Genomic DNA, 17,616 nt, shown 5'->3' with positions numbered 1-17,616 from the left:
TAGCGGTATGGAAGCGCAGTTTAACAGTATTGTGATTGCGCGACCACGGTTCTCCGGGCGAATTTTGAGGGTGTGGGTCGACAGGCGGGTATGGACGTTGCAGTCCTGCTGTTCGAGGGGTTCGACGAACTGGACGCCATCGGCCCGTACGAGGTGTTCCGCACGGCCGCGGAGCTGGGCGGCGACCTCGACGTGTCGATGCGCACGCTCGTGCCCGACGAAGGCGTGACCGCGCGCCACGGCCTCACGGTGGCGCCCGACGACGTGTTGTTCGGGGTGCCGGATCTCGTCGTGGTGCCGGGTGGCGGGTGGACCGACCGTGATCGGCCGGGCGTGTGGTCGGAGGTCGAAAACGAAACCCTGCCCGAGCGACTCGACACCCTCCACGGCGGCGGCGCGACCATCGCCTCGGTCTGCACGGGCGCGATGCTGCTGGCGGACGCGGGGTTGCTCGACGGGCGACCAGCGGCCACGCACGCCAGCGCGGCCGATGACCTCGCGGAGTACGACGTGGACGTGCGCGATGAGCGGTACGTCGACGACGGCACGGTGCTCACGGCGGCGGGCGTGACTGCGGGCATCGACCTCGCGTTGCACGTCGTCGAGCGCGAGTGCTCGGCGGGGCTGGCGGAACAGGTCGCCACGGAGATCGAGTACGCGTCGACGTACTAGGCGTCGTCGCCGGTGCGGGCGACCTCGTGGCGGCCGAACCCGTAGCGCAGCCGGTTGGCCAGGCGGCGCGCGAACCGACCGGTGTCGCCGCCGGTACTGCGGGAGCCGAACCGCTCGGAGAGCGCCTGGGAGACGAGGGGCACCGGGACCTCCTGTTCGAGGGCTTCCTGGACGGTCCAGGTGCCCGTGGAGCCGCCGGCCACGTGGTCGGCGACGGTGCCGAGATCGCTGCCTTCCTCGCGGAACGCTTCCTCGCAGAGCTCCAGCAGCCACGACCGGATCACGGCGCCGTTGTTCCAGGTTCGTGCGACGGCCTCCAGGTCGAGATCGTAGCGCCCCTCGTGGAGCAACTCGAACCCCTCGCCGTAGGTCTGCATGAGCGCGTACTCGACGCCGTTGTGCACCATTTTGACGTAGTGGCCGGCGCCTGCCGGTCCCATGCGGTCGTGGCCGTCCGGGCCGGTGGCGACGGCGTCGAAGACGGGCACGAGGTCGTCGTACGCCCACTCGGGGCCGCCGACCATCAGGGAGAACCCGAGTTCCGCGCCGGCGGGGCCGCCCGAGGTACCACAGTCGAGGTACGCGAAGTCGTGTTCCTCGGCGCGGCGCGTCGAGTCCTCGAAGTGGCTGTTCCCGCCGTCCACGACGACGTCGTCGGAATCGAGGCGTGGCGCGAGTTCGTCGAGGGCGGCGTCAACGGGGTCGCCCGCCGGCACCATCAGCCAGATGCGCTTCTCGGCACCGAGCTCCGCGGCGAGTGCGTCCAGCGTGTCGGCGGGCGTCGCGCCCGCGTCGGCCGCGTCCTCGCGCGCGGTCGCGTCGATGTCGAACGCGACCACGTCGTGGCCGGCGTCGAGACAGCGGTCGACGACGATGCGCCCCATGCGGCCGAGGCCGACGACTCCGAGTTCCATGGGTAGCAGTTCCGGGCGCGGTAAGTAGGGGTTGCGGTTGGTCACGACACACAGCGAAACTACGGCCGGGACGCGTTAGCCGTCGGGGATGCGAACGTTCCGATGTGGGGGCTGGTGCTCGGCGCCGCCACCGCGCTCGCCGGCGTGACAGCCGCAGACACCAGCCCGCCGTCTCCGGCTGACTTGCACGACGGACTCCGGGAACGCCGGGGCCGCGTCGACGAACTGGAGTGTCAGTCGAGCGCCCGGCGCGGCACGATGCGGGGTTCGTCGTCGTAGCTGACGGCGGCGTCGACGCCGAACACGTCCGCGAGCAGGTCCTCCGTGACCACGTCCTCGGGCGGCCCCCAGTCGTAGACGGTGCCGTCATCGAGGGCGACGAGGTAGTCCGCGAACCGGGCGGCCTGCTGGAGGTCGTGGAGCACCACACAGACGGTCACATCGCGGTCCTCGTTGAGGGTGCGGACGACCTCCATCACGCGGAGTTGGTGGTGCAGGTCCAGATACGTCGTCGGTTCGTCTAACAACAGTACGTCGGTGTCTTGTGCCAGCGCCATGGCGACGAACGCGAGCTGTTTCTGGCCGCCGGAGAGCTCCGAGAGCGCGGTGTCCCGGAGGTGCTCGACGCCGGCGAGGTCGATGGCGCGATCGATGGCCGCGTGGTCGGCGTCGTTGAGGGCGTCGAGGAACCCCCGATGGGGGTAGCGGCCGTGGGTGACGAGGTCGCCGACGGTGAGCCCGCCGGGCGCGTCGTTCTCCTGTGCGAGCAGGCCGAGTTCGCTGGCGAGTTGTTTCGGCGAGCGGTCGTGGACTGCGGTCCCGTCGAGCAGAACGGTGCCGGCGTCCGGGGCCAGCTCCGCGGAGAACCCCTTCAGCAGCGTGGATTTGCCGGAGCCGTTGGGGCCCACGAGCGCCGTGACTTCGCCGGCGGGCACGACGATGTCCGCGCAGTCGACGACGGTGGTGTCGCCGTACCCGAGTTCGAGGTCGGTGCCGAGCACTGCGGCCGACTCCACGGGGTCTTCGTCGGTGTCGGTGTGTGGTCGCTGTGGCATGGTTAAAACTCGTTGAATGATTCGGTGCGGCGGAGCAAAAGCAGGAAGTACGGGCCGCCGACGAGCCCGGTGACGACGCCGACGGGGACCTGGACGCCGCCGAGGCCCAGGCGCGCGATCACGTCCGCGACGACGACGAGCGCGGGGCCGGCGAACAGACAGCCCACCAGCAGCCGGCGGTAGTCGCTGCCGACGACGGTCCTGACGGCGTGTGGCACCACGAGCCCGACGAACCCGACGAGCCCGGCGACGGAGACGGCGGCGGCGGTCGCGAGGATGGCGAGCACCGACAGCCCGAACCGGATGGTTTCGACGCGCATGCCGAGCGCGCGGGCGCGGCGCTCCCCGAGCAACAGCACGTCGAGGTGGCGGGCCGCGGTGAGCGCGACCGGCACCACGAGCAGCGTGGGAACGACGATCAATTCGACGTCCGTCCAGCCGACGCCCGTGAGGGTGCCGGCCAGCCAGGAGACGGCGGTGCGCATCGCGCCGTTGGAGTCGATGAAGTAGAAGACGCCGGTCTGGAGGCTGTTGAAGACGGTGCCAACGACGACGCCGGCAAGCACCAGCCGGACGGGCGTGGTGCCACCGCGCCAGGCGACGGCGTATACGAGGAGGAACGCGCCCGTGCCGCCGAGGGCTGCCGCGACCGGCAGGAGGGAGGTGCCAAGCGAGAACACGATCGTGATGACGACGGCGAACCCGGCACCCGACGAGACACCGAGGATGTAGGGGCTGGCGAGCTCGTTGCGGGTGATGGCCTGGAAGATCGCGCCGGCGACGGCGAGGTTCGCGCCGACGAAGACGGCGACGACGACTCGCGGGAGGCGCTGGGTCCAGACGACGGCGGTCGCGTCCGAGAGCACTGCGGTGTCGCGGTAGACGCCGAGGAGTTCCGCGTGGCCGTCGCCGAGCAGGATGGTTGCGAGCACGTCGGGGTTCGTCCAGACGGCGCGGTCGAACAGCGCCCGCCACACCGTTTCCAGCGGCATCTGGTAGCCGCCGTAGCGGACTTGCACGAGCGCGCCCAGCACGACGGCGGCCGTGCTGGCGACGGCGATGCCGGCGAGGGCCCCGTCGAAGCTGGGACGGAGGCCGGTTCGCGTGCGGGACTGGCGTGACATCGTGGTGCTAGTCGGTGATTATCGACGCGAGTTCGGTGCGGTCGAACAGTGTGGTGGTGACCTGGTCGTAGAGGGCGGTCGCGAGGCGTTCCGTGAGGAACAGGTGCTGGATGGGGCCGAGGTAGATGGGGCCGCCGCGGTAGACGTCGCCGTTCTCGACGGCGGTGATGCGGCCCGCGGTGTCGTGGTTCTGCAGGAACGAGACGACGGTGTCCTGGAACTCGGCTGCGGTCTTGTCCTCGTGGCCGCGCACGAACAACACGTCAGGGTCGACGTTGAGCAGCGTTTCGGCGTCGATCTCCGAGCGCTGGCTCTGCGAGAGCGCGTCGATGCCGGAGTCGGCGATGGCGTCACGGACGTTGAGGTCGTGGAACGGCTTCTTGTTGGTGCCGGCGCCGCTGAGGAGGTACGGCGAGAACGAGGTCGGTTCGTTGGAGCCGCCCCAGACGAGCGCGCCGCGTGGCCCCTCGCTCGGGAGGGCGGTTTCGAGGCGGTCAAGCGCGCTGTCGTGGAACGACTGGAAGGCGTCGAACCGGTCGGTTTCGTCGAAGAGTTCCGCAACCGTCTCGAAGGCCTCGTACAGCGAGTAGTAGTCGTAGTCGTGCCAGGCGTCGGTGCGCCGGAAGATGGTGTTTCCGAGGAACGGTGCGGACCGTTGGGTGAGGAAGTCGATGTCCCCGCGGTCCAACTCGAAGGTGCTCGTGAGCCAGTTCGGATCCATGAGGTAGACGTCCGGATCGAGGTCGAGCAGCGTCTCACGGGTGACGCCGGCGTCGACGAGATCGACGAGCGCGGACGTGTCGACGCTGACGCCGTCGAGGGCGTCGTAGGCGTCGGTGTGGAAGCGGTCGCTGTTGCCGACGGCTGTGAGCGCGTCCCCGTGTCCGAGCGCGACCACCATGTCGGCGTAGCCGGACTCGTAGACGGCGACCGTGTCGGGGACGGCGTCGAACTCGACGTCGCCGACCGGCTCCATCGAGACGGAGTACGACCCGGAGCCGGCGGTCGTTTCGTCGGCGGTGGCCGTGGCGGAGTCGGCTGCCGTGGACGTGGATTCGGCGTCGGAATCCGGGCTCGAACAGCCCGCGAGGAGACCCGCAAGCGTTGCGGCACTGCCCGCTTTGAGGAACGCTCGTCGTTGCATATTGGTTTTGGCCCACCTAAAATACAAAAGCGCGTCGATTTTTCGAACGGGGACACGAGCGCGCACACAAACGCTGCGCGCAGCGTCGGCAGACACCGCTGCCAACAGCCCAACCGCCCGAATCCGTCGGCGAACCGCACGCGGACGGGAAGGTTTATCACCGCGCCACCGCACTTCGGAGGTATGCGCGTCGGTTCCACCGTAGTACGTGTGTAAATCGATTTCTCGGGCCGCGAACCCGACACACCGGCCAGCAGCGCGACCGACGCCCCGCTAGGTACCCATGACAGAGCTTCCGGACAGCTACGACCCCAACAGCATCGAACCGAAGTGGCAAGACGAGTGGCAGGAACGCGACGTGTATCGGTTCGACCCCAGCGAGTCGGACACCCAATACGTCATCGACACGCCGCCGCCGTACCCCTCGGGGAACCTCCACCTCGGGCACGCGCTCGGGTGGTCGTACATCGACTTCGTCGCCCGATACCGCCGCCTGAAAGGCGACGCCGTGCTGTTCCCGCAGGGATGGGACTGCCACGGCCTCCCCACGGAGGTGAAAGTCGAGGAAGTCAACGACATCCACCGCACGGACGTCCCCAGCGACGAGTTCCGGGAGATGTGTATCGACTGGACCGAGGACCGCATCGACGAGATGAAAGCGACGATGCAGGAACTCGGGTTCTCCCAGGACTGGGACTCCGAGTACCGGACGATGGACCCCGAGTACTGGGGGAAAACCCAGGAGTCGTTCTCGGAGATGGCCGACGCCGGCATGGTCTACCGCGACGAACATCCGGTGAACTGGTGTCCGCGCTGTGAGACCGCCATCGCCGACGCGGAAGTCGAGAACATCGACCGCGAGGGAACGCTGCATTACGTCACGTTCGACGGCGTGGACAACGGCGACATCGAGATCGCGACGACCCGCCCCGAGCTGCTGGCGGCCTGCGTCGGGATCGTCGTCAGCCCCGACGACGACCGCTACGCCGACCGCATCGGGGACACCTTCGAGGTGCCGCTGTTCGGCCAGGACGTCGAACTGCTCGCCGACGACGACGTCGATGCTGACTTCGGATCGGGCGCGGTCATGGTCTGTACGTTCGGGGACAAGCAGGACGTCGAGTGGTGGATGGACCACGACCTCGACCTCCGCACGGTGTTCACCGAGGACGGACACCTGAACGAGGCCGCCGGGGAGTTCGCCGGGCTCGCCATCGACGACGCGAAAACCCAGGTCGCCGAGGAACTCGACGACCAGGGATATCTCAACGACACGGAACCCACCGAGCAGAGCGTCGGGTCCTGCTGGCGTTGTGACACCGCCATCGAGATCCTCTCGAAAGAACAGTGGTTCGTGGAGGTCGACCAGGACCGCATCCTGGACGCCGCGGCGGACGCGGAGTGGGTGCCCGAGCACATGCACGACCGGCTCGTGGAGTGGACCGAGGGCATGGACTGGGACTGGGTGATCTCCCGGCAGCGGGTCTTCGCCACCCCGATCCCGGCGTGGGAGTGCAACGAGTGTGGCCACTGGGAGATCGCCGGCCGCGAACAGGCACCCGTCGACCCCACCGAGGACGACCCGGCTGTCGAGGCCTGCCCGGAGTGTGGCGGTGACGACTGGGCCGGCGAGACGGACGTGATGGACACGTGGATGGACTCCTCGATCACGCCCCTGCATCTGTCGGGGTGGCCCGAGGGGACCACCCTCGACGAGTTCGAATCGGTTGATCTCCGACCACAGGGCCACGACATCATTCGCACGTGGGCGTTCTACACGCTGCTGCGGACGGGCGCGCTCACCGACGAACAGCCCTGGGACGACGTGCTCGTCAACGGCATGGTGTTCGGCGAGGACGGCAACAAGATGTCGAAGTCACGGGGGAACTTCGTGCAGCCCGACGAGGCGATCGCGGAGTACTCCGCGGACGCCGTGCGACAGGCGCTGGCGCTCGGGGGCCGCCCGGGAAGCGACGTGCAGTTCCAGTGGAAGGAGGTCAAATCCGCCTCCCGGTTCCTGACGAAGCTCTGGAACATCACGAAGTTCTCGACGGGGCATTTCGACGAGGACACGCCCGCCATCCAGGACCCGGCCTACCGGGACGCCGACCGCTGGCTGCTCTCGGAGCTGTCGACGGTCTGTGAGGACGTCGACGAAGCCATGAGCGAGTACCGCTTCGACCGGGCGCTGCGCAGCCTCCGGGAGTTCGCTTGGGAGGACCTCGCCGACGACTACGTCGAGCTCGTGAAGGGGCGGCTGTACAACGGCCGCCCGGGTGAGCGCGCCGCCGCCGAGCACACGCTGTACACGGCGGTGACGGCGGTCACGCGACTGCTCGCGCCGTTCAGCCCGCACACCACCGAGGAGATCTGGCAGTCGCTGCCGGGCACCGAGGGCAGCGTGCACGCCGCGACGTTCCCGAGCGTCGAGTACCGCGACGCCGACGCCGAGCTGGCGGGCAAACGCATCGCGGAGGTCGCCCGCGAGATCCGCGCCTGGAAATCCGACCAGGGGATGCCGTTGAACGCGGACCTCGACCGCGTGGAGCTGTACTTCGACGACAGCGACGACGACGCCGCCAGGCTGGACACCTACGACCTCAGTGAGACGGTCAACGCCCCGATCCGACTGATCGATGGGCGGCCGGACGTCGAACTCGTGCCCGTCGACGTCGACGGCGACGACTCGGAGATCGGCCCGGAGTTCCGCAGCGACGCCGGCACCGTCATGGAAGCCATCGCGGCGGCCGACCCGGCGGCGATCCAGGCGCAGATCCATTCCGGTGACACCGTCACCGTCGAGGCCGACGGCGAGTCCTTCGACCTGGACGCCGACTGGCTGACCGTCACCGAGGAGTATCGAGCGTCCTCGGGCGAGGAAGTGACCGTCATCGAGGCGTCGTTCGGCACCGTCATTATCTACGAGTAACCACCGCCATCGCCCGGAACCCGACCGCTTTTTCTGGTGGCCGACGGACTGCGAGTATGGACCCCCGCGTCGAGGAACACGCCGAGGTACTGGTCGACTGGAGCGCGCGCATCGAGGCCGGCGACAACGTCGTGTTGAGCGTCGGTCCGGACGCCCACGAGCTCGCCGTTGCGGTCGCCGAGCGGGTCGGCGAGCGCGGCGCGAACCTCGTCACGACGTACGCCTCCGGCGAGATCGATCGCGCCTACCAGTTGGGCCACGAGGGGGACTTCGACGCGGACCCCGCTCACGAGCGCGCGCTCGTGGAGCACGCCGACGTCTGTCTGTTCATCGGCGGCGGGCGCAACACCAGCGCAGCGGCCGACGTGCCCGCCACGACCCGGGAGGCCTACAACACGGCCCACGGTGAGATCCGCGAGGCCCGGATGGACACCGACTGGGTGAAGACCGTCCACCCGACGCGGTCGCTGGCCCAGCAGGCGAACATGTCGTTTGCGGCGTACCAGGAGTTCGTGTACGACGCCGTGTTGCGCGATTGGGAGGCGCTCGCCGACCGGATGGCGAACATGAAGACGATCCTCGACGAGGGCAGTGAGGTCCGGCTCGTGACCGAGGACACCGACCTCACCATGCGCATCGCGGGGCGGCAGGCCGTGAACTCCGCGGCGTCGGTCGCCTACGATTCGCACAACCTGCCGTCCGGAGAGGTGTTCACCGCGCCGACGGCGACCGAGGGGGAGGTGCACTTCGACGTGCCGATGACGCTCCGCGGTGAGCGCGTGCAGGGCGTCCACCTCACGTTCGAGGACGGCGAGGTCGTCGACTACGCGGCCGCCCAAAACGAGGGCGTCGTCGGCGAGATCCTGGAGACCGACGCGGGCGCGAAGCGCCTGGGCGAACTCGGCATCGGCATGAACCGCGGCATCGATCAGTTCACCGACTCCATCCTCTTCGACGAGAAGATGGGGGACACCATTCACCTGGCGCTGGGTCGCGCCTACGAGTCGAATTTCCCTGCTGGCAGCGAGGACGAGGCCAACGAGTCCGCTGTCCACGTGGACATGATTACCGACGTGAGCGAAGACTCGTACATGGAAGTCGACGGCGAGATCGTCCAGCGAAACGGGACCTTCCGCTGGGAGGACGGATTCAGCGAGTGAGGCAGGCTTACCGGACCACAGCGGGGAGCCGGCCTGTCCGCAGTACCGCGAGCGTGCGTGGCCGGTCGCCGTCGCGGTTTTTGGCGTAGGTTTTACGACGGCGAGCCGGTGGCTCGCCACTGTAAGAGATACGAGCTGAGGGGAGTAAGCCCCCTTCTGTTCGGCCCGGCATTCGGCTGAGCGTCCACGCGGCCCCTTTCGGGTGGTTCGGGCTACCATGCGCGCGTGGACTTGCACCGGCGGGGGTTGGCCGTTCCATCGCTCCCCTCCCATTGGGGTGTCGATCACCGGTCCGTGGCCGCCGGTGTGGCGGCCACGCCCTCGGCGGGTTAACTGCCGTCCCTTTCGGGGTGGGTCGCGCGCCTCATCGGTGTGGGAGGGACGTGTCGTGTCTGTTCCAGTGCCGGCGGTCTCCCGCCCCGGACGTGTGTCCGGCCGCGTGCCCGAACGGGTGGGGGGACTTTCCTCATGCCTCACGGCACGGGAGCCGGGCTCCCTCTGCCCAGTCAGTGTATGAGCGGTGTGTCGTTAAGCAGTTCGGTTCCGTGAGCCGGGTGGTCGGCGCAACTACGTCAAAAAATATGAAGAAAGAATGCACTGGAAGAAAACAGTATCGGGCACGAACGTCGATTACCTTGCTCCAGTCGTCGGATATTCACTCCGTCAAGAAGTAACAGATGCCAGATAGGAATTGTTCACGGTTTTGAGTACCAAGGGAAGGCTTGAAGTCCGTGGTCGGCGTAATAGGCTTCGTATGGGCCAAGGCCAGTCAGTAATCCTTTCCTTCGAAGACGGCGCTCGAACGGTCGAGCTCGCGCGGGAGTCCGTGGAAGCGTTCGTCCAGAACGGGCAACGGGAACAGCCAGGGAGCATGCGAGACGCATTCTACAACCGCACCAGCGCGTTCGTGCGCCTCGAATCCACCAGGGGCCGGGGTCGACTGCGCGGCTGTGCGGGCGCTCACGGCTCCATCCACGAACTCGGCAACCACGACCAGCAACTCGGGCACGCGATCGTCGAGGCCGCCATCGAGGCGGCGTCGGAGGCGTCCTGTGGCTCCGAGGTCGAAGACGCCGAACTGCCGAACATCCGTGTCTCCGTCTGCACGGTTTCGAATCTCGTACTGACTGACGACCCGATCGAGGACATCGAGCTCGGCGTCCACGGCGTCGCCATCGACGGCGACGGCCAACACGGCTGGATGTACCCCACGCTCCCCGTCGAGAACGACTGGAGCGTGTTCGAATACCTCGACCGCACGTGCCGGAAGGCGAACCTCCCGGACGGCGCGTGGCAGGACGAGGACGTGATGGTGACACTCTTCGAAGGCCAGGTGTTCCGAGAGACCGGCGACGAGGACGACCCCGTCGAAGAACTTACTGCCTGAACGAGACGGCACGGGCGTCCTGACGCGCGCGCGCCGCGGCGTCATCGATGTCGAACGCCATGCTGACCGTTCCGTCCACCAGCAGCGGCTCCAGCAACGCGGTTGCGTCCGCGGGGGCCGGCTGGCTCGCCAGCGCGACGTGGTGGCCGCCATCGGGGGTTCGGTACACTGCCTTCGTGCCCGAGAGCTTCCCGCGCTTGGCGGCGGGTTCGCCCGCGACCTCGACGATATCCAACCCGAAGTCCACGGGCGTGGCGTTCGAGACGAACCCGCCGACGCCGAACCCGTCGACGACATCCCGGAGGCCGCGGAGGTCAGTGGGTGTCAAGCCACCGGAGACGAACACCGACACGTCGCTGTTCCCGCCGGCGTCGAGCGCCCACTGGACCTCCCGGGCGATGTGGCGGAAATCCCCGCGCCGCGAGGACGTGGTGTCGAGGCGAACCGCATCGAGGTCGTCGCCGAGTTCGTCGACCGCACGCAACACCTCGTCTTTCTCGTCGCTGTACGTGTCACACAGCGCGATCCGCGGGACGTCGTCCCCGACGCCGTCGGTGAACGCCCGCCACGCGGCCTCCTGGTTGCCGCGACCGAAACAGATCACCAGCGCGTGTGGCATGGTGCCGCCGGGCTCCCGGTCGAGGACGTCACCGGCGGCGACGTGTGAAAAGCCGTCGAACCCGCCGATGAGGGCGGCGCGCTCGACGACCGCGGCGATCGACGGGTGGACGTGGCGCGCGCCGAAGCTCAACAGGTGGCTGTCGGGCGCGGCTCGGCGCGCCGCAAGCGCCGCGGTCGCCATCCCGGAGGCGTGGGACAGGAACCCCAAAAGCGCCGTTTCGTAGCGCGCGAACGACTGATAGGGGCCGGTGATGCGCATCACCGGCCCGCCATCGAAGAGGGTGCCCTCCGGCAGCGCGTGCACGTCAACGGGGACGTCGGCGAGCAGCTCGGCGGCGTCCTGCAGGCCGGCCAGTACTTCGAACTCCCCGGTGGGGAACTGGTCCGCGGTGACCTCTGCGACCACGTGGGGGTTGCGGTCGGCGTGCTCCAATGCCTCAAGCGTGCGGTCGAAGTACGCGTCGGTCGCCCGGCCGCGCTTGATGGCGTCAGCGCCCACGATGTCGAAGGTCACGGCGCAACCCTCCACGAGTGCAGCATACACTCGCGTTCAACCGCCCGGGCGAAAAACCCTCCCCTCGAAGCCAGTTGCGCTGGCACTCCCACAACGGCGAAAAAGCAGTCCGCAATCCGGAGCCGTCCGACTACGACGAATCGTGAACGGCGTCCAGTTGGTCGACGGTCGGGGCGTTGACGATGGTGACGCGACCTTCGGTGGTGGTGACGCGGAACGCGTCGGCGTAGCCGCTGTCACTGTCGTCGGGGATGCGCCAGACGTTCGGGCCGGCGTCGGAGACCCGTTCGGCACCGTGGTACTGGAGGAGCTCCCGGTAGGCGTCGGCGAACTCCGTGGCGTCACTGGCCGAATCCCACGTGGACGCCCACACGTACGCGGTCTCGCTGGTGTTCAGCGAGTCACTGGCCGCGTACGGGACGAGTTTGTCGCCGTCCCAGCCGTCGGTGTACGGGTGGCTGTAGTTGTAGAGGTCGAGCGTGTCGTTGTTCCGTGCGGGCGCCAGCAGGTGGGCCGTCGGGATGACCACGTCTGCCGGCTGACCGGTGGCCTGCGTTTCGACGTAGCTCGGATACCACAGCATCGTGAACAGGCCGGCCTCGCCGAACGACGCGAAGTCGACGCTGTCGTTGCCCATCTCGGGGACCGTCCACGCGTCGGTGGACGTGTCGGCAACCGACACCGGCGTCGGCTCGTCGACGCCGTAGCGGTCGGGGTGGATGGTCTGCTCGGTGCTCGCCGGCGGGTTCTCGTAGACGTCGTTGACCGCGTCCCAGCCGCCGGACTCGTAGAGTTGCTCGACGAACACGGGGCCGTCGCTGTACGGCTGGAGCCGCGTCAGCGCGATGCCGGTGTGGCGGTCGCTGCCGGACGGCGACTCGGAGTCGGTCGGCCGCAGGCAGTCCCAGTCGCGCTCACAGCGCTGCTGGTAGCGGTGGTCGACGTAGTTGCCGTCGCCCTCGATGATGCCGTCTTTGGCGTTGTGCAGTTCCTGCGTGGACTGGTTCAACTCGGAGGTGTTGAACCGGTGGGTTTGCAGGCCGTGGAACAGCTCCTGTGAGAGCGTGATCTCGTCCATCTGCGGGGACTCGGTGTCCTCGGAGACGATCGCGATGCGGTCCTCGCTGGGGGAGTAGTAGCCCAGCACGGAGCCCGCGCGGTTCGACGCGAGCACGTCGATGGCGTTCTCGTCTTCGCCCACCATGAACATCGCCTCCCATTTCACGTTCTGGTGGAGGGTGCCGTTGCGCGTGACGTTCTCGTAGGAGGCCGCCGTGTCGTTGGCGAACTCCTCGCGGGAGATCACGTCGACGGGCACTGATTGGTTGAATTCGAGGCCGCGAACCACCTCGACGCGAGCCATCGACCGGTTCACGACGGTGTGCAGCTCGGAGTCGTTGAGGCCGTCGGATCTGTCGACGCTGATCGATTCGTTGTACCAGTAGCCGCCCTCCCAGCCGAGCGTGTCGGCGTCGGGGTCGTCGTAGCTAAACGATGCGTTCGCACCGGGTTGTGTCGTGGTCCCGGCCGCGTCGGTCATCTGTTCGGTAGTCGGCGCTGTCGTTGTCGGGTCCGTCGTGGCGTCGCCGGACATGCCACCCTGGCAGCCGGCCAGCACCACGAGGCACACCACTGCGACAGCGAGTAGTCGCCGTGCCATCGGCTAATCCTCGGTGTCGATCACCATAAATTCAGGTGAACAGGAAACCCGTCCCGGCGGCGTGTCGACAGGATCGCCGCGACGTGTAGGTACTTGGCCGGGGGCGGCGAACACGCGACCATGGATGTCGACCCAGCACACACCGCGGTCGTCGTCGTGGACATGCAAAACGGGTTCTGCCACCCGGACGGCAGCCTCTACGCGCCCACGAGCGAGGACGCACTCGCGGCCGTGACGGCGCTGGTGTCGCGGGCCCGGGACGCCGGCGCGCGGATCGTATACACCAGAGACGTGCATCCGCCGGGACAGTTCGAGCGCACCACCCACTACGACGAGTTCGAGCGGTGGGGCGAGCACGTGACTGCGGGGTCCTGGGACGCACAGTTACACGACAAACTCACGGTCGCGGCCGACGACCACGTGGTCGAGAAACACACCTACGACGCGTTCTACGAGACCGAACTCGACGGCTACCTGACCGCCCACGGCATCACGGAGCTGGTGTTCTGTGGGACGCTCGCGAACGTCTGCGTGCTTCACACGGCGGGCTCGGCGGGCGTCCGGGACTACCGCCCGATCCTGGCGGCCGACGCCGTCGGCTACATCGAGGCGTCACACAAGGAGTACACCCTCGATCACGCCGAGTGGCTGTTCGGCGAGGTCGCCGACCGGGCGGCGATCGCGTTCGCGTAATCCGTCAGAGCACGCCGGCGTCGGTGCCCTCCTCGGGGGAGAGCAGGTAGAGCGCGCCGACCAACGCGACGATCAACACCGCGAGTCCGATGGCGACCGACAGCGCCGCCCGCGAGGACGAGAAGTCCCCCGGTTTGAACACGATGACACGGCGGGTGACGGCGATCACGGCGGTGGCGACGACGATCCGCAGAACGCTTTGCTCGCGGGTGTACGCCACGACGGTTCGGTACACTTCCACGATGATGAACAGCAACAGGACCGTGTCGACGAGCGCGACGACCTCCCCGGCGTTGGTGATCGCCCCCGAGAGGATGAGCCCGCCGATGGTGAGTCCGAGGTCGAAGACGCCGACGGCGAACAGGAACACGAGCACGTAGGCGGCGACGATCTCGACGCCGCCGATGAGGCGCTCGGTGAGTTCGACGTGGGCTTCGACGTCCATACACAACGCCCGCGGGCCACCCGCACGAATTGCCACCCAAACTCATTCGGTATCGGCCGCGCGCGTGTCCACGGCGACGGCGACGCGGTCACCGACGGCGTGGTCGTGGCCGGGTGCAACGACCGTACACCCGAGTTCGTCGCGCCCGAGCCACAGCGACAGCCCCTGGACGGCCGTGTCGTCGACGGTCACACCGACGGTGTCCCGCCACGCGACCGTGCGCTCGCTGACCCGGTCACCGACCGCATGCCCCAGGACGGCGACGGGGTCGGCGTCGGTGGTGGCGTAGCCGGTCTCGTAGTGGGGGAGGCCGCCGTCGACGACACCACCGCCGTCGGTTGCCAGGCCGGCGTACCCGTCGCCAGGTGCCGGATGGGATGGCGCGTCGAGGCGCGCCCACGTGTCGCCGACGGCCGTAACCGTGGCCGTGCCGTCCCAGGGTGCCGGCCGCACTGCAACGTCGAGCGTGACCGGCAGCGACCCCGAGGCGCGAACGGCGTTCTGGCCGTGCTCGCGGAACCCCAGGTGGATGTGGTTGGTGACCCAGGGCGCGAAAAACCCCGACCGAACCAGGCTGCCAAGCGACTCCCCGACGGCGACCGTGTCCCCCGGGCTGACCGCGGGCTCGACGTGGAGGATGCGCGCGAGATGCGAGCCGGTGTCGATGACGATGAGGTGGTCGGTGTCGGTGGCGTACGGGCGCTGGGGGCACGCCACGGTGCGGGTGTCGACGACCGCGCCGGCGACGGGGCTGGGCGCGGCCAGCGCGCGCCCGTCGGGGCCGTCGCTGCCGTCCGGATAGAGGTCCACGGCGCAGCCGGCGTCGTGGGCGGGGTACGGGGAGTTATACCGCGACACGCGCGGGTACAGCCGCGAGAGCACGCTGCCGTCGAGGACAACCATGCGGGTGTGGTTGGAACCGAGAGGGATTACTCGGTTCGGTTCCAACCCGACCCCATGCGAGTGGTTCGAGGGCGCGCACCCGGACGAGACGCCAACACCGCCGTCACCCGCGACCTCCTGGAGTGGGTGCGGGCCAACAACGAGCCGGCGGTGCGCGTGTGGCCGCCCGGCCGCGTCGTCGCGTTCGGTCGCCGGGACGCGAACGAGGACAGCTACGCGGACGCCGTCGCGGCTGCCCGCGATCGCGAGTTCCCCACCGTGGAGCGCAGCGTCGGCGGGCGCGCGGTGGCGTACACGGAGTCCACGCTGGCGTTCGCGCGCATCACGCCGGCCGAGGACATGCGCACCGGGCTGGACGCGCGATACGACGCGATGGTGGGGGATATCATCGACGCGCTGCACGCCGTCGGGGCGACGGGAGCCAGGCCGGGCGAGCCGGCGGCGTCGTTCTGCCCGGGCGATCACTCCGTGCAGGCGGACTGCGGGAAGCTCGCGGGGGTCGCCCAGCGCGTCACCCGGGGCGCGGCGCTCACGTCGGGCGTGCTCGTGGTCGACGACCGACGGGTGATCGCGAACGTGCTCGACGCGGTGTACGGCGCGCTCGGCGCGCCGTTCGATCCCGAGTCGGTGGGCAGCGTGCGGGCCGCCGGCGGCGACCCCGCGGACGCTCGGGACGCCGTCGAGCGCGCGCTCGTCGGCGACCACGATCCCACGGTCGACGCAGTCCACAGCACTTAGGCTGGGCGGCGGCGAGTCCACAGTATGCGAGTCATCCGGGACGCAGTGCTGGCCGACGGGCGCGTCAGGGACATCCGACTGGACGGCGAGCGCATCGACGCCGTCGGGACCGCCCTCGACGGCGAACTGTTCGTGGACGCGAACGCGGACTATCGGGTGCTGCCGGGGATGATCGACGCGCACGTGCACTTCCGGCAGCCGGGCTTCGAGCACAAGGAGACGTGGGCCAGTGGGTCGCGGAGTGCGGCCGCTGGCGGCGTGACGACCGTCGTCGACCAACCGAACACCGCCCCGCCGACGGTGACCGGCGACGCCGTCGACGAGAAGGCGGCCCACGCCGCCGCCGACAGCGTCGTGGACTGGGGCGTCAACGGCGGGGTCACCGGAGAGTGGGATCCGGCGTCGCTGTTCGACCGGTCGCTGTTCGCGCTCGGGGAGGTGTTCCTCGCGGACTCCACGGGCGACATGGGGATCGACGCCGCGTTGTTCCGGGACGCCTGCCAGCGGGCGGCCAGCGAGGACGTCGTCGTCACCGTCCACGCGGAGGACGCCGACCGGTTCGACACCGCGGCGAAATCACGGAGTGACGCCGACGCGTGGAGTGCGTACCGGACGCCCGAGGCAGAGGCCGCCGCCGTCGAGCGCGCGGTCGAAGTCGGGACCGAGGCGGGCGCGACGATCCACATCGCGCACACGTCGACACCCGAAGGCGTGGACGCCGCGGCGGCCGGCGGCGCGACCTGCGAGGCGACCCCCCACCACCTCTTCCTCTCCCGTGACGACCTCGACGACCTCGGGACGTTCGGCCGCATGAACCCGCCGCTGCGAAGCGACCCCCGCCGCGAGGCGCTGTTCGAGCGGCTCGCCGACGGCCGCATCGACGTGGTGGCGACCGACCACGCCCCCCACACCCGCGCGGAGAAAGCCGCCGACATCTGGGACGCCCCCTCGGGTGTGCCAGGCGTCGAAACGGCGCTCCCGCTGTTGTTGGGGGCTGCCCACCGCGGTGAGCTGAGCTACGAACGCGTGCGTGACGTGACGGCCGCGAACCCCGCGGACGTCTTCGGCCTGGAGCGGAAGGGCCACATCGCGGCCGGCCGTGACGCCGACCTCGTGCTTGTCGATCCCGACGATGCACGGGAGATTCACGGCGACGACCTGCACTCGAACTGCGAGTGGACGCCCTTCGAGGGACACGTCGGCGTGTTCCCCGCGATGACGCTGGTCCGTGGGACGACCGTCTGGGACGGCGACACGGTGTCGGCGTTCGACGGTCGGAACGTCCGTCAGTAGCCGCTCAGACGCCGTAGGGCGCGCCCGCGATCGCTGCCCCGACCATCCCGCCAGCGCCGAACGCGATCACCAGCGCCATCGCCTGCCGCCCGCTCTCGGCGGTCCAGGTGTCGGAGACGCCGAGTTCGCGCGAGAACCCCTCGACGGCGTCCCCGGACAGCAGCACGCCCGACCACCCGATGAGACCGACGGCGAACGGGAGGGCGGCAAGCGGGAACGCGACGCCGCTCGCCTGCCGGGGGCTCACCCCGACGCCGAAGTGGAGCGCGTAGAACAGCGCGAACGCCGTGACAGCGCCGTAGCCGGCGGCCCGCGCGAACAGCCCCCAGTCGCGGCCCGCCGCCTCGACGCCCGCCTGTGACAT

General features: G+C 68.9%; 16 protein-coding genes and 1 other RNA gene. 7 read left to right on the top strand and 10 right to left on the bottom strand.

The annotated features are described in order from the left end of the window. Positions 1-90: 90 nt before the first annotated feature. Complete coding sequence (locus ACOZ32_RS04345; RefSeq protein ID WP_010903909.1) at positions 91-672, top strand: DJ-1/PfpI family protein; 582 nt, start codon at positions 91-93, stop codon at positions 670-672. On the opposite strand, the gene ACOZ32_RS04340 is transcribed toward ACOZ32_RS04345, so the two are convergent. The 4 genes from ACOZ32_RS04340 to ACOZ32_RS04325 form a co-directional block, all read right to left on the bottom strand. Next, positions 669-1,586, bottom strand: a complete 918-nt coding sequence (locus ACOZ32_RS04340; protein ID WP_205251290.1) for a decarboxylating 6-phosphogluconate dehydrogenase — start codon at positions 1,584-1,586, stop codon at positions 669-671. The two genes, ACOZ32_RS04345 and ACOZ32_RS04340, sit on opposite strands and share 4 nt — an antisense overlap. 233 nt (positions 1,587-1,819) lie before the next feature. After that, complete coding sequence (locus ACOZ32_RS04335) at positions 1,820-2,641, bottom strand: ABC transporter ATP-binding protein (RefSeq protein ID WP_010903907.1); 822 nt, start codon at positions 2,639-2,641, stop codon at positions 1,820-1,822. Between the two features lie 2 nt (positions 2,642-2,643). After that, a complete protein-coding gene (locus ACOZ32_RS04330; protein ID WP_205251289.1) occupies positions 2,644-3,765 on the bottom strand; it encodes a FecCD family ABC transporter permease in 1,122 nt (373 codons plus the stop codon). Positions 3,766-3,772: 7 nt separating this feature from the next. Beyond that, a complete protein-coding gene (locus ACOZ32_RS04325) occupies positions 3,773-4,909 on the bottom strand; it encodes an ABC transporter substrate-binding protein (protein ID WP_136360963.1) in 1,137 nt (378 codons plus the stop codon). A 283-nt stretch (positions 4,910-5,192) separates the two neighbouring features. Between ACOZ32_RS04325 and ACOZ32_RS04320 the strand changes: the two genes are divergently transcribed. Together ACOZ32_RS04320 and ACOZ32_RS04315 are read left to right on the top strand one after the other, a co-directional pair. Further along, positions 5,193-7,838 (top strand): valine--tRNA ligase, encoded by a 2,646-nt coding sequence (locus ACOZ32_RS04320; RefSeq protein WP_010903904.1) that lies wholly within the window; start codon positions 5,193-5,195, stop codon positions 7,836-7,838. 56 nt (positions 7,839-7,894) lie between these two features. Next, positions 7,895-8,998, top strand: a complete 1,104-nt coding sequence (locus tag ACOZ32_RS04315; RefSeq protein ID WP_136360961.1) for an aminopeptidase — start codon at positions 7,895-7,897, stop codon at positions 8,996-8,998. 133 nt (positions 8,999-9,131) lie between these two features. Here ACOZ32_RS04315 and rnpB read toward each other — a convergent pair. Then, an RNA gene (rnpB, locus tag ACOZ32_RS04310) (RNase P RNA component) lies at positions 9,132-9,501 on the bottom strand. Positions 9,502-9,752: 251 nt separating this feature from the next. Here rnpB and ACOZ32_RS04305 point away from each other — a divergent pair. After that, on the top strand, positions 9,753-10,385 hold the full coding sequence (locus ACOZ32_RS04305; RefSeq protein ID WP_010903901.1) for a TIGR00296 family protein: 633 nt from the start codon (positions 9,753-9,755) through the stop codon (positions 10,383-10,385). Here the strand turns inward: ACOZ32_RS04305 and ACOZ32_RS04300 are convergent. Together ACOZ32_RS04300 and ACOZ32_RS04295 are read right to left on the bottom strand one after the other, a co-directional pair. Then, the gene (locus ACOZ32_RS04300) at positions 10,375-11,520 is read right to left on the bottom strand and encodes a nicotinate phosphoribosyltransferase (RefSeq protein WP_010903900.1); all 1,146 of its coding nucleotides are present in this window, start codon (positions 11,518-11,520) and stop codon (positions 10,375-10,377) included. The two genes, ACOZ32_RS04305 and ACOZ32_RS04300, sit on opposite strands and share 11 nt — an antisense overlap. 130 nt (positions 11,521-11,650) lie before the next feature. Next, complete coding sequence (locus tag ACOZ32_RS04295; protein ID WP_136360959.1) at positions 11,651-13,180, bottom strand: Hvo_1808 family surface protein; 1,530 nt, start codon at positions 13,178-13,180, stop codon at positions 11,651-11,653. Between the two features lie 120 nt (positions 13,181-13,300). Here ACOZ32_RS04295 and ACOZ32_RS04290 point away from each other — a divergent pair, with 120 nt between their 5' ends. Then, positions 13,301-13,873: a cysteine hydrolase family protein gene (locus tag ACOZ32_RS04290; protein WP_424334961.1), complete on the top strand. Its 573-nt coding sequence runs from the start codon at positions 13,301-13,303 to the stop codon at positions 13,871-13,873. A 4-nt stretch (positions 13,874-13,877) separates the two neighbouring features. Here the strand turns inward: ACOZ32_RS04290 and ACOZ32_RS04285 are convergent, their stop codons facing one another. Together ACOZ32_RS04285 and ACOZ32_RS04280 are read right to left on the bottom strand one after the other, a co-directional pair. After that, complete coding sequence (locus ACOZ32_RS04285) at positions 13,878-14,318, bottom strand: phosphate-starvation-inducible PsiE family protein (RefSeq protein WP_010903897.1); 441 nt, start codon at positions 14,316-14,318, stop codon at positions 13,878-13,880. 42 nt (positions 14,319-14,360) lie between these two features. After that, a complete protein-coding gene (locus ACOZ32_RS04280) occupies positions 14,361-15,221 on the bottom strand; it encodes a hypothetical protein (RefSeq protein WP_205251285.1) in 861 nt (286 codons plus the stop codon). A gap of 54 nt (positions 15,222-15,275) precedes the next feature. On the opposite strand from ACOZ32_RS04280, the gene ACOZ32_RS04275 reads away from it, so the two are divergent. Both ACOZ32_RS04275 and ACOZ32_RS04270 read left to right on the top strand, forming a co-directional pair. Continuing rightward, positions 15,276-15,959 carry a lipoate--protein ligase family protein gene (locus ACOZ32_RS04275; protein WP_205251284.1) on the top strand — a complete coding sequence of 228 codons (684 nt, stop codon included), beginning with the start codon at positions 15,276-15,278 and terminating at the stop codon, positions 15,957-15,959. A gap of 24 nt (positions 15,960-15,983) precedes the next feature. After that, positions 15,984-17,252, top strand: coding sequence for a dihydroorotase (locus ACOZ32_RS04270; protein ID WP_010903894.1), 1,269 nt, complete (start codon positions 15,984-15,986; stop codon positions 17,250-17,252). 4 nt (positions 17,253-17,256) lie between these two features. On the opposite strand, the gene ACOZ32_RS04265 is transcribed toward ACOZ32_RS04270, so the two are convergent. After that, positions 17,257-17,616, bottom strand: a complete 360-nt coding sequence (locus ACOZ32_RS04265; protein ID WP_205251283.1) for a DUF7268 family protein — start codon at positions 17,614-17,616, stop codon at positions 17,257-17,259.

The sequence above is a fragment of the Halobacterium sp. MBLA0001 genome, from assembly GCF_049705385.1.
Lineage (GTDB): Archaea > Halobacteriota > Halobacteria > Halobacteriales > Halobacteriaceae > Halobacterium > Halobacterium salinarum.
The sequence above is the reverse complement of the archived record's forward strand: the minus strand, read 5'-3'. Positions and strand labels throughout refer to the sequence as shown.

Bases quoted from the DNA above. Each gene is read 5' to 3' on its own strand.
- ACOZ32_RS04320 (WP_010903904.1), top strand. From the start codon at position 5,193: ATGACAGAGCTTCCGGACAGCTACGACCCCAACAGCATCGAACCGAAG.
- ACOZ32_RS04340 (WP_205251290.1), bottom strand. From the start codon at position 1,586: ATGGAACTCGGAGTCGTCGGCCTCGGCCGCATGGGGCGCATCGTCGTC.
- ACOZ32_RS04330 (WP_205251289.1), bottom strand. From the start codon at position 3,765: ATGTCACGCCAGTCCCGCACGCGAACCGGCCTCCGTCCCAGCTTCGAC.
- ACOZ32_RS04265 (WP_205251283.1), bottom strand. From the start codon at position 17,616: ATGTCACAGGCGGGCGTCGAGGCGGCGGGCCGCGACTGGGGGCTGTTC.
- ACOZ32_RS04315 (WP_136360961.1), top strand. From the start codon at position 7,895: ATGGACCCCCGCGTCGAGGAACACGCCGAGGTACTGGTCGACTGGAGC.
- ACOZ32_RS04325 (WP_136360963.1), bottom strand. From the start codon at position 4,909: ATGCAACGACGAGCGTTCCTCAAAGCGGGCAGTGCCGCAACGCTTGCG.
- ACOZ32_RS04305 (WP_010903901.1), top strand. From the start codon at position 9,753: ATGGGCCAAGGCCAGTCAGTAATCCTTTCCTTCGAAGACGGCGCTCGA.
- ACOZ32_RS04280 (WP_205251285.1), bottom strand. From the start codon at position 15,221: ATGGTTGTCCTCGACGGCAGCGTGCTCTCGCGGCTGTACCCGCGCGTG.
- ACOZ32_RS04345 (WP_010903909.1), top strand. From the start codon at position 91: ATGGACGTTGCAGTCCTGCTGTTCGAGGGGTTCGACGAACTGGACGCC.
- ACOZ32_RS04275 (WP_205251284.1), top strand. From the start codon at position 15,276: ATGCGAGTGGTTCGAGGGCGCGCACCCGGACGAGACGCCAACACCGCC.
- ACOZ32_RS04270 (WP_010903894.1), top strand. From the start codon at position 15,984: ATGCGAGTCATCCGGGACGCAGTGCTGGCCGACGGGCGCGTCAGGGAC.
- ACOZ32_RS04285 (WP_010903897.1), bottom strand. From the start codon at position 14,318: ATGGACGTCGAAGCCCACGTCGAACTCACCGAGCGCCTCATCGGCGGC.
- ACOZ32_RS04335 (WP_010903907.1), bottom strand. From the start codon at position 2,641: ATGCCACAGCGACCACACACCGACACCGACGAAGACCCCGTGGAGTCG.
- ACOZ32_RS04290 (WP_424334961.1), top strand. From the start codon at position 13,301: ATGGATGTCGACCCAGCACACACCGCGGTCGTCGTCGTGGACATGCAA.
- ACOZ32_RS04295 (WP_136360959.1), bottom strand. From the start codon at position 13,180: ATGGCACGGCGACTACTCGCTGTCGCAGTGGTGTGCCTCGTGGTGCTG.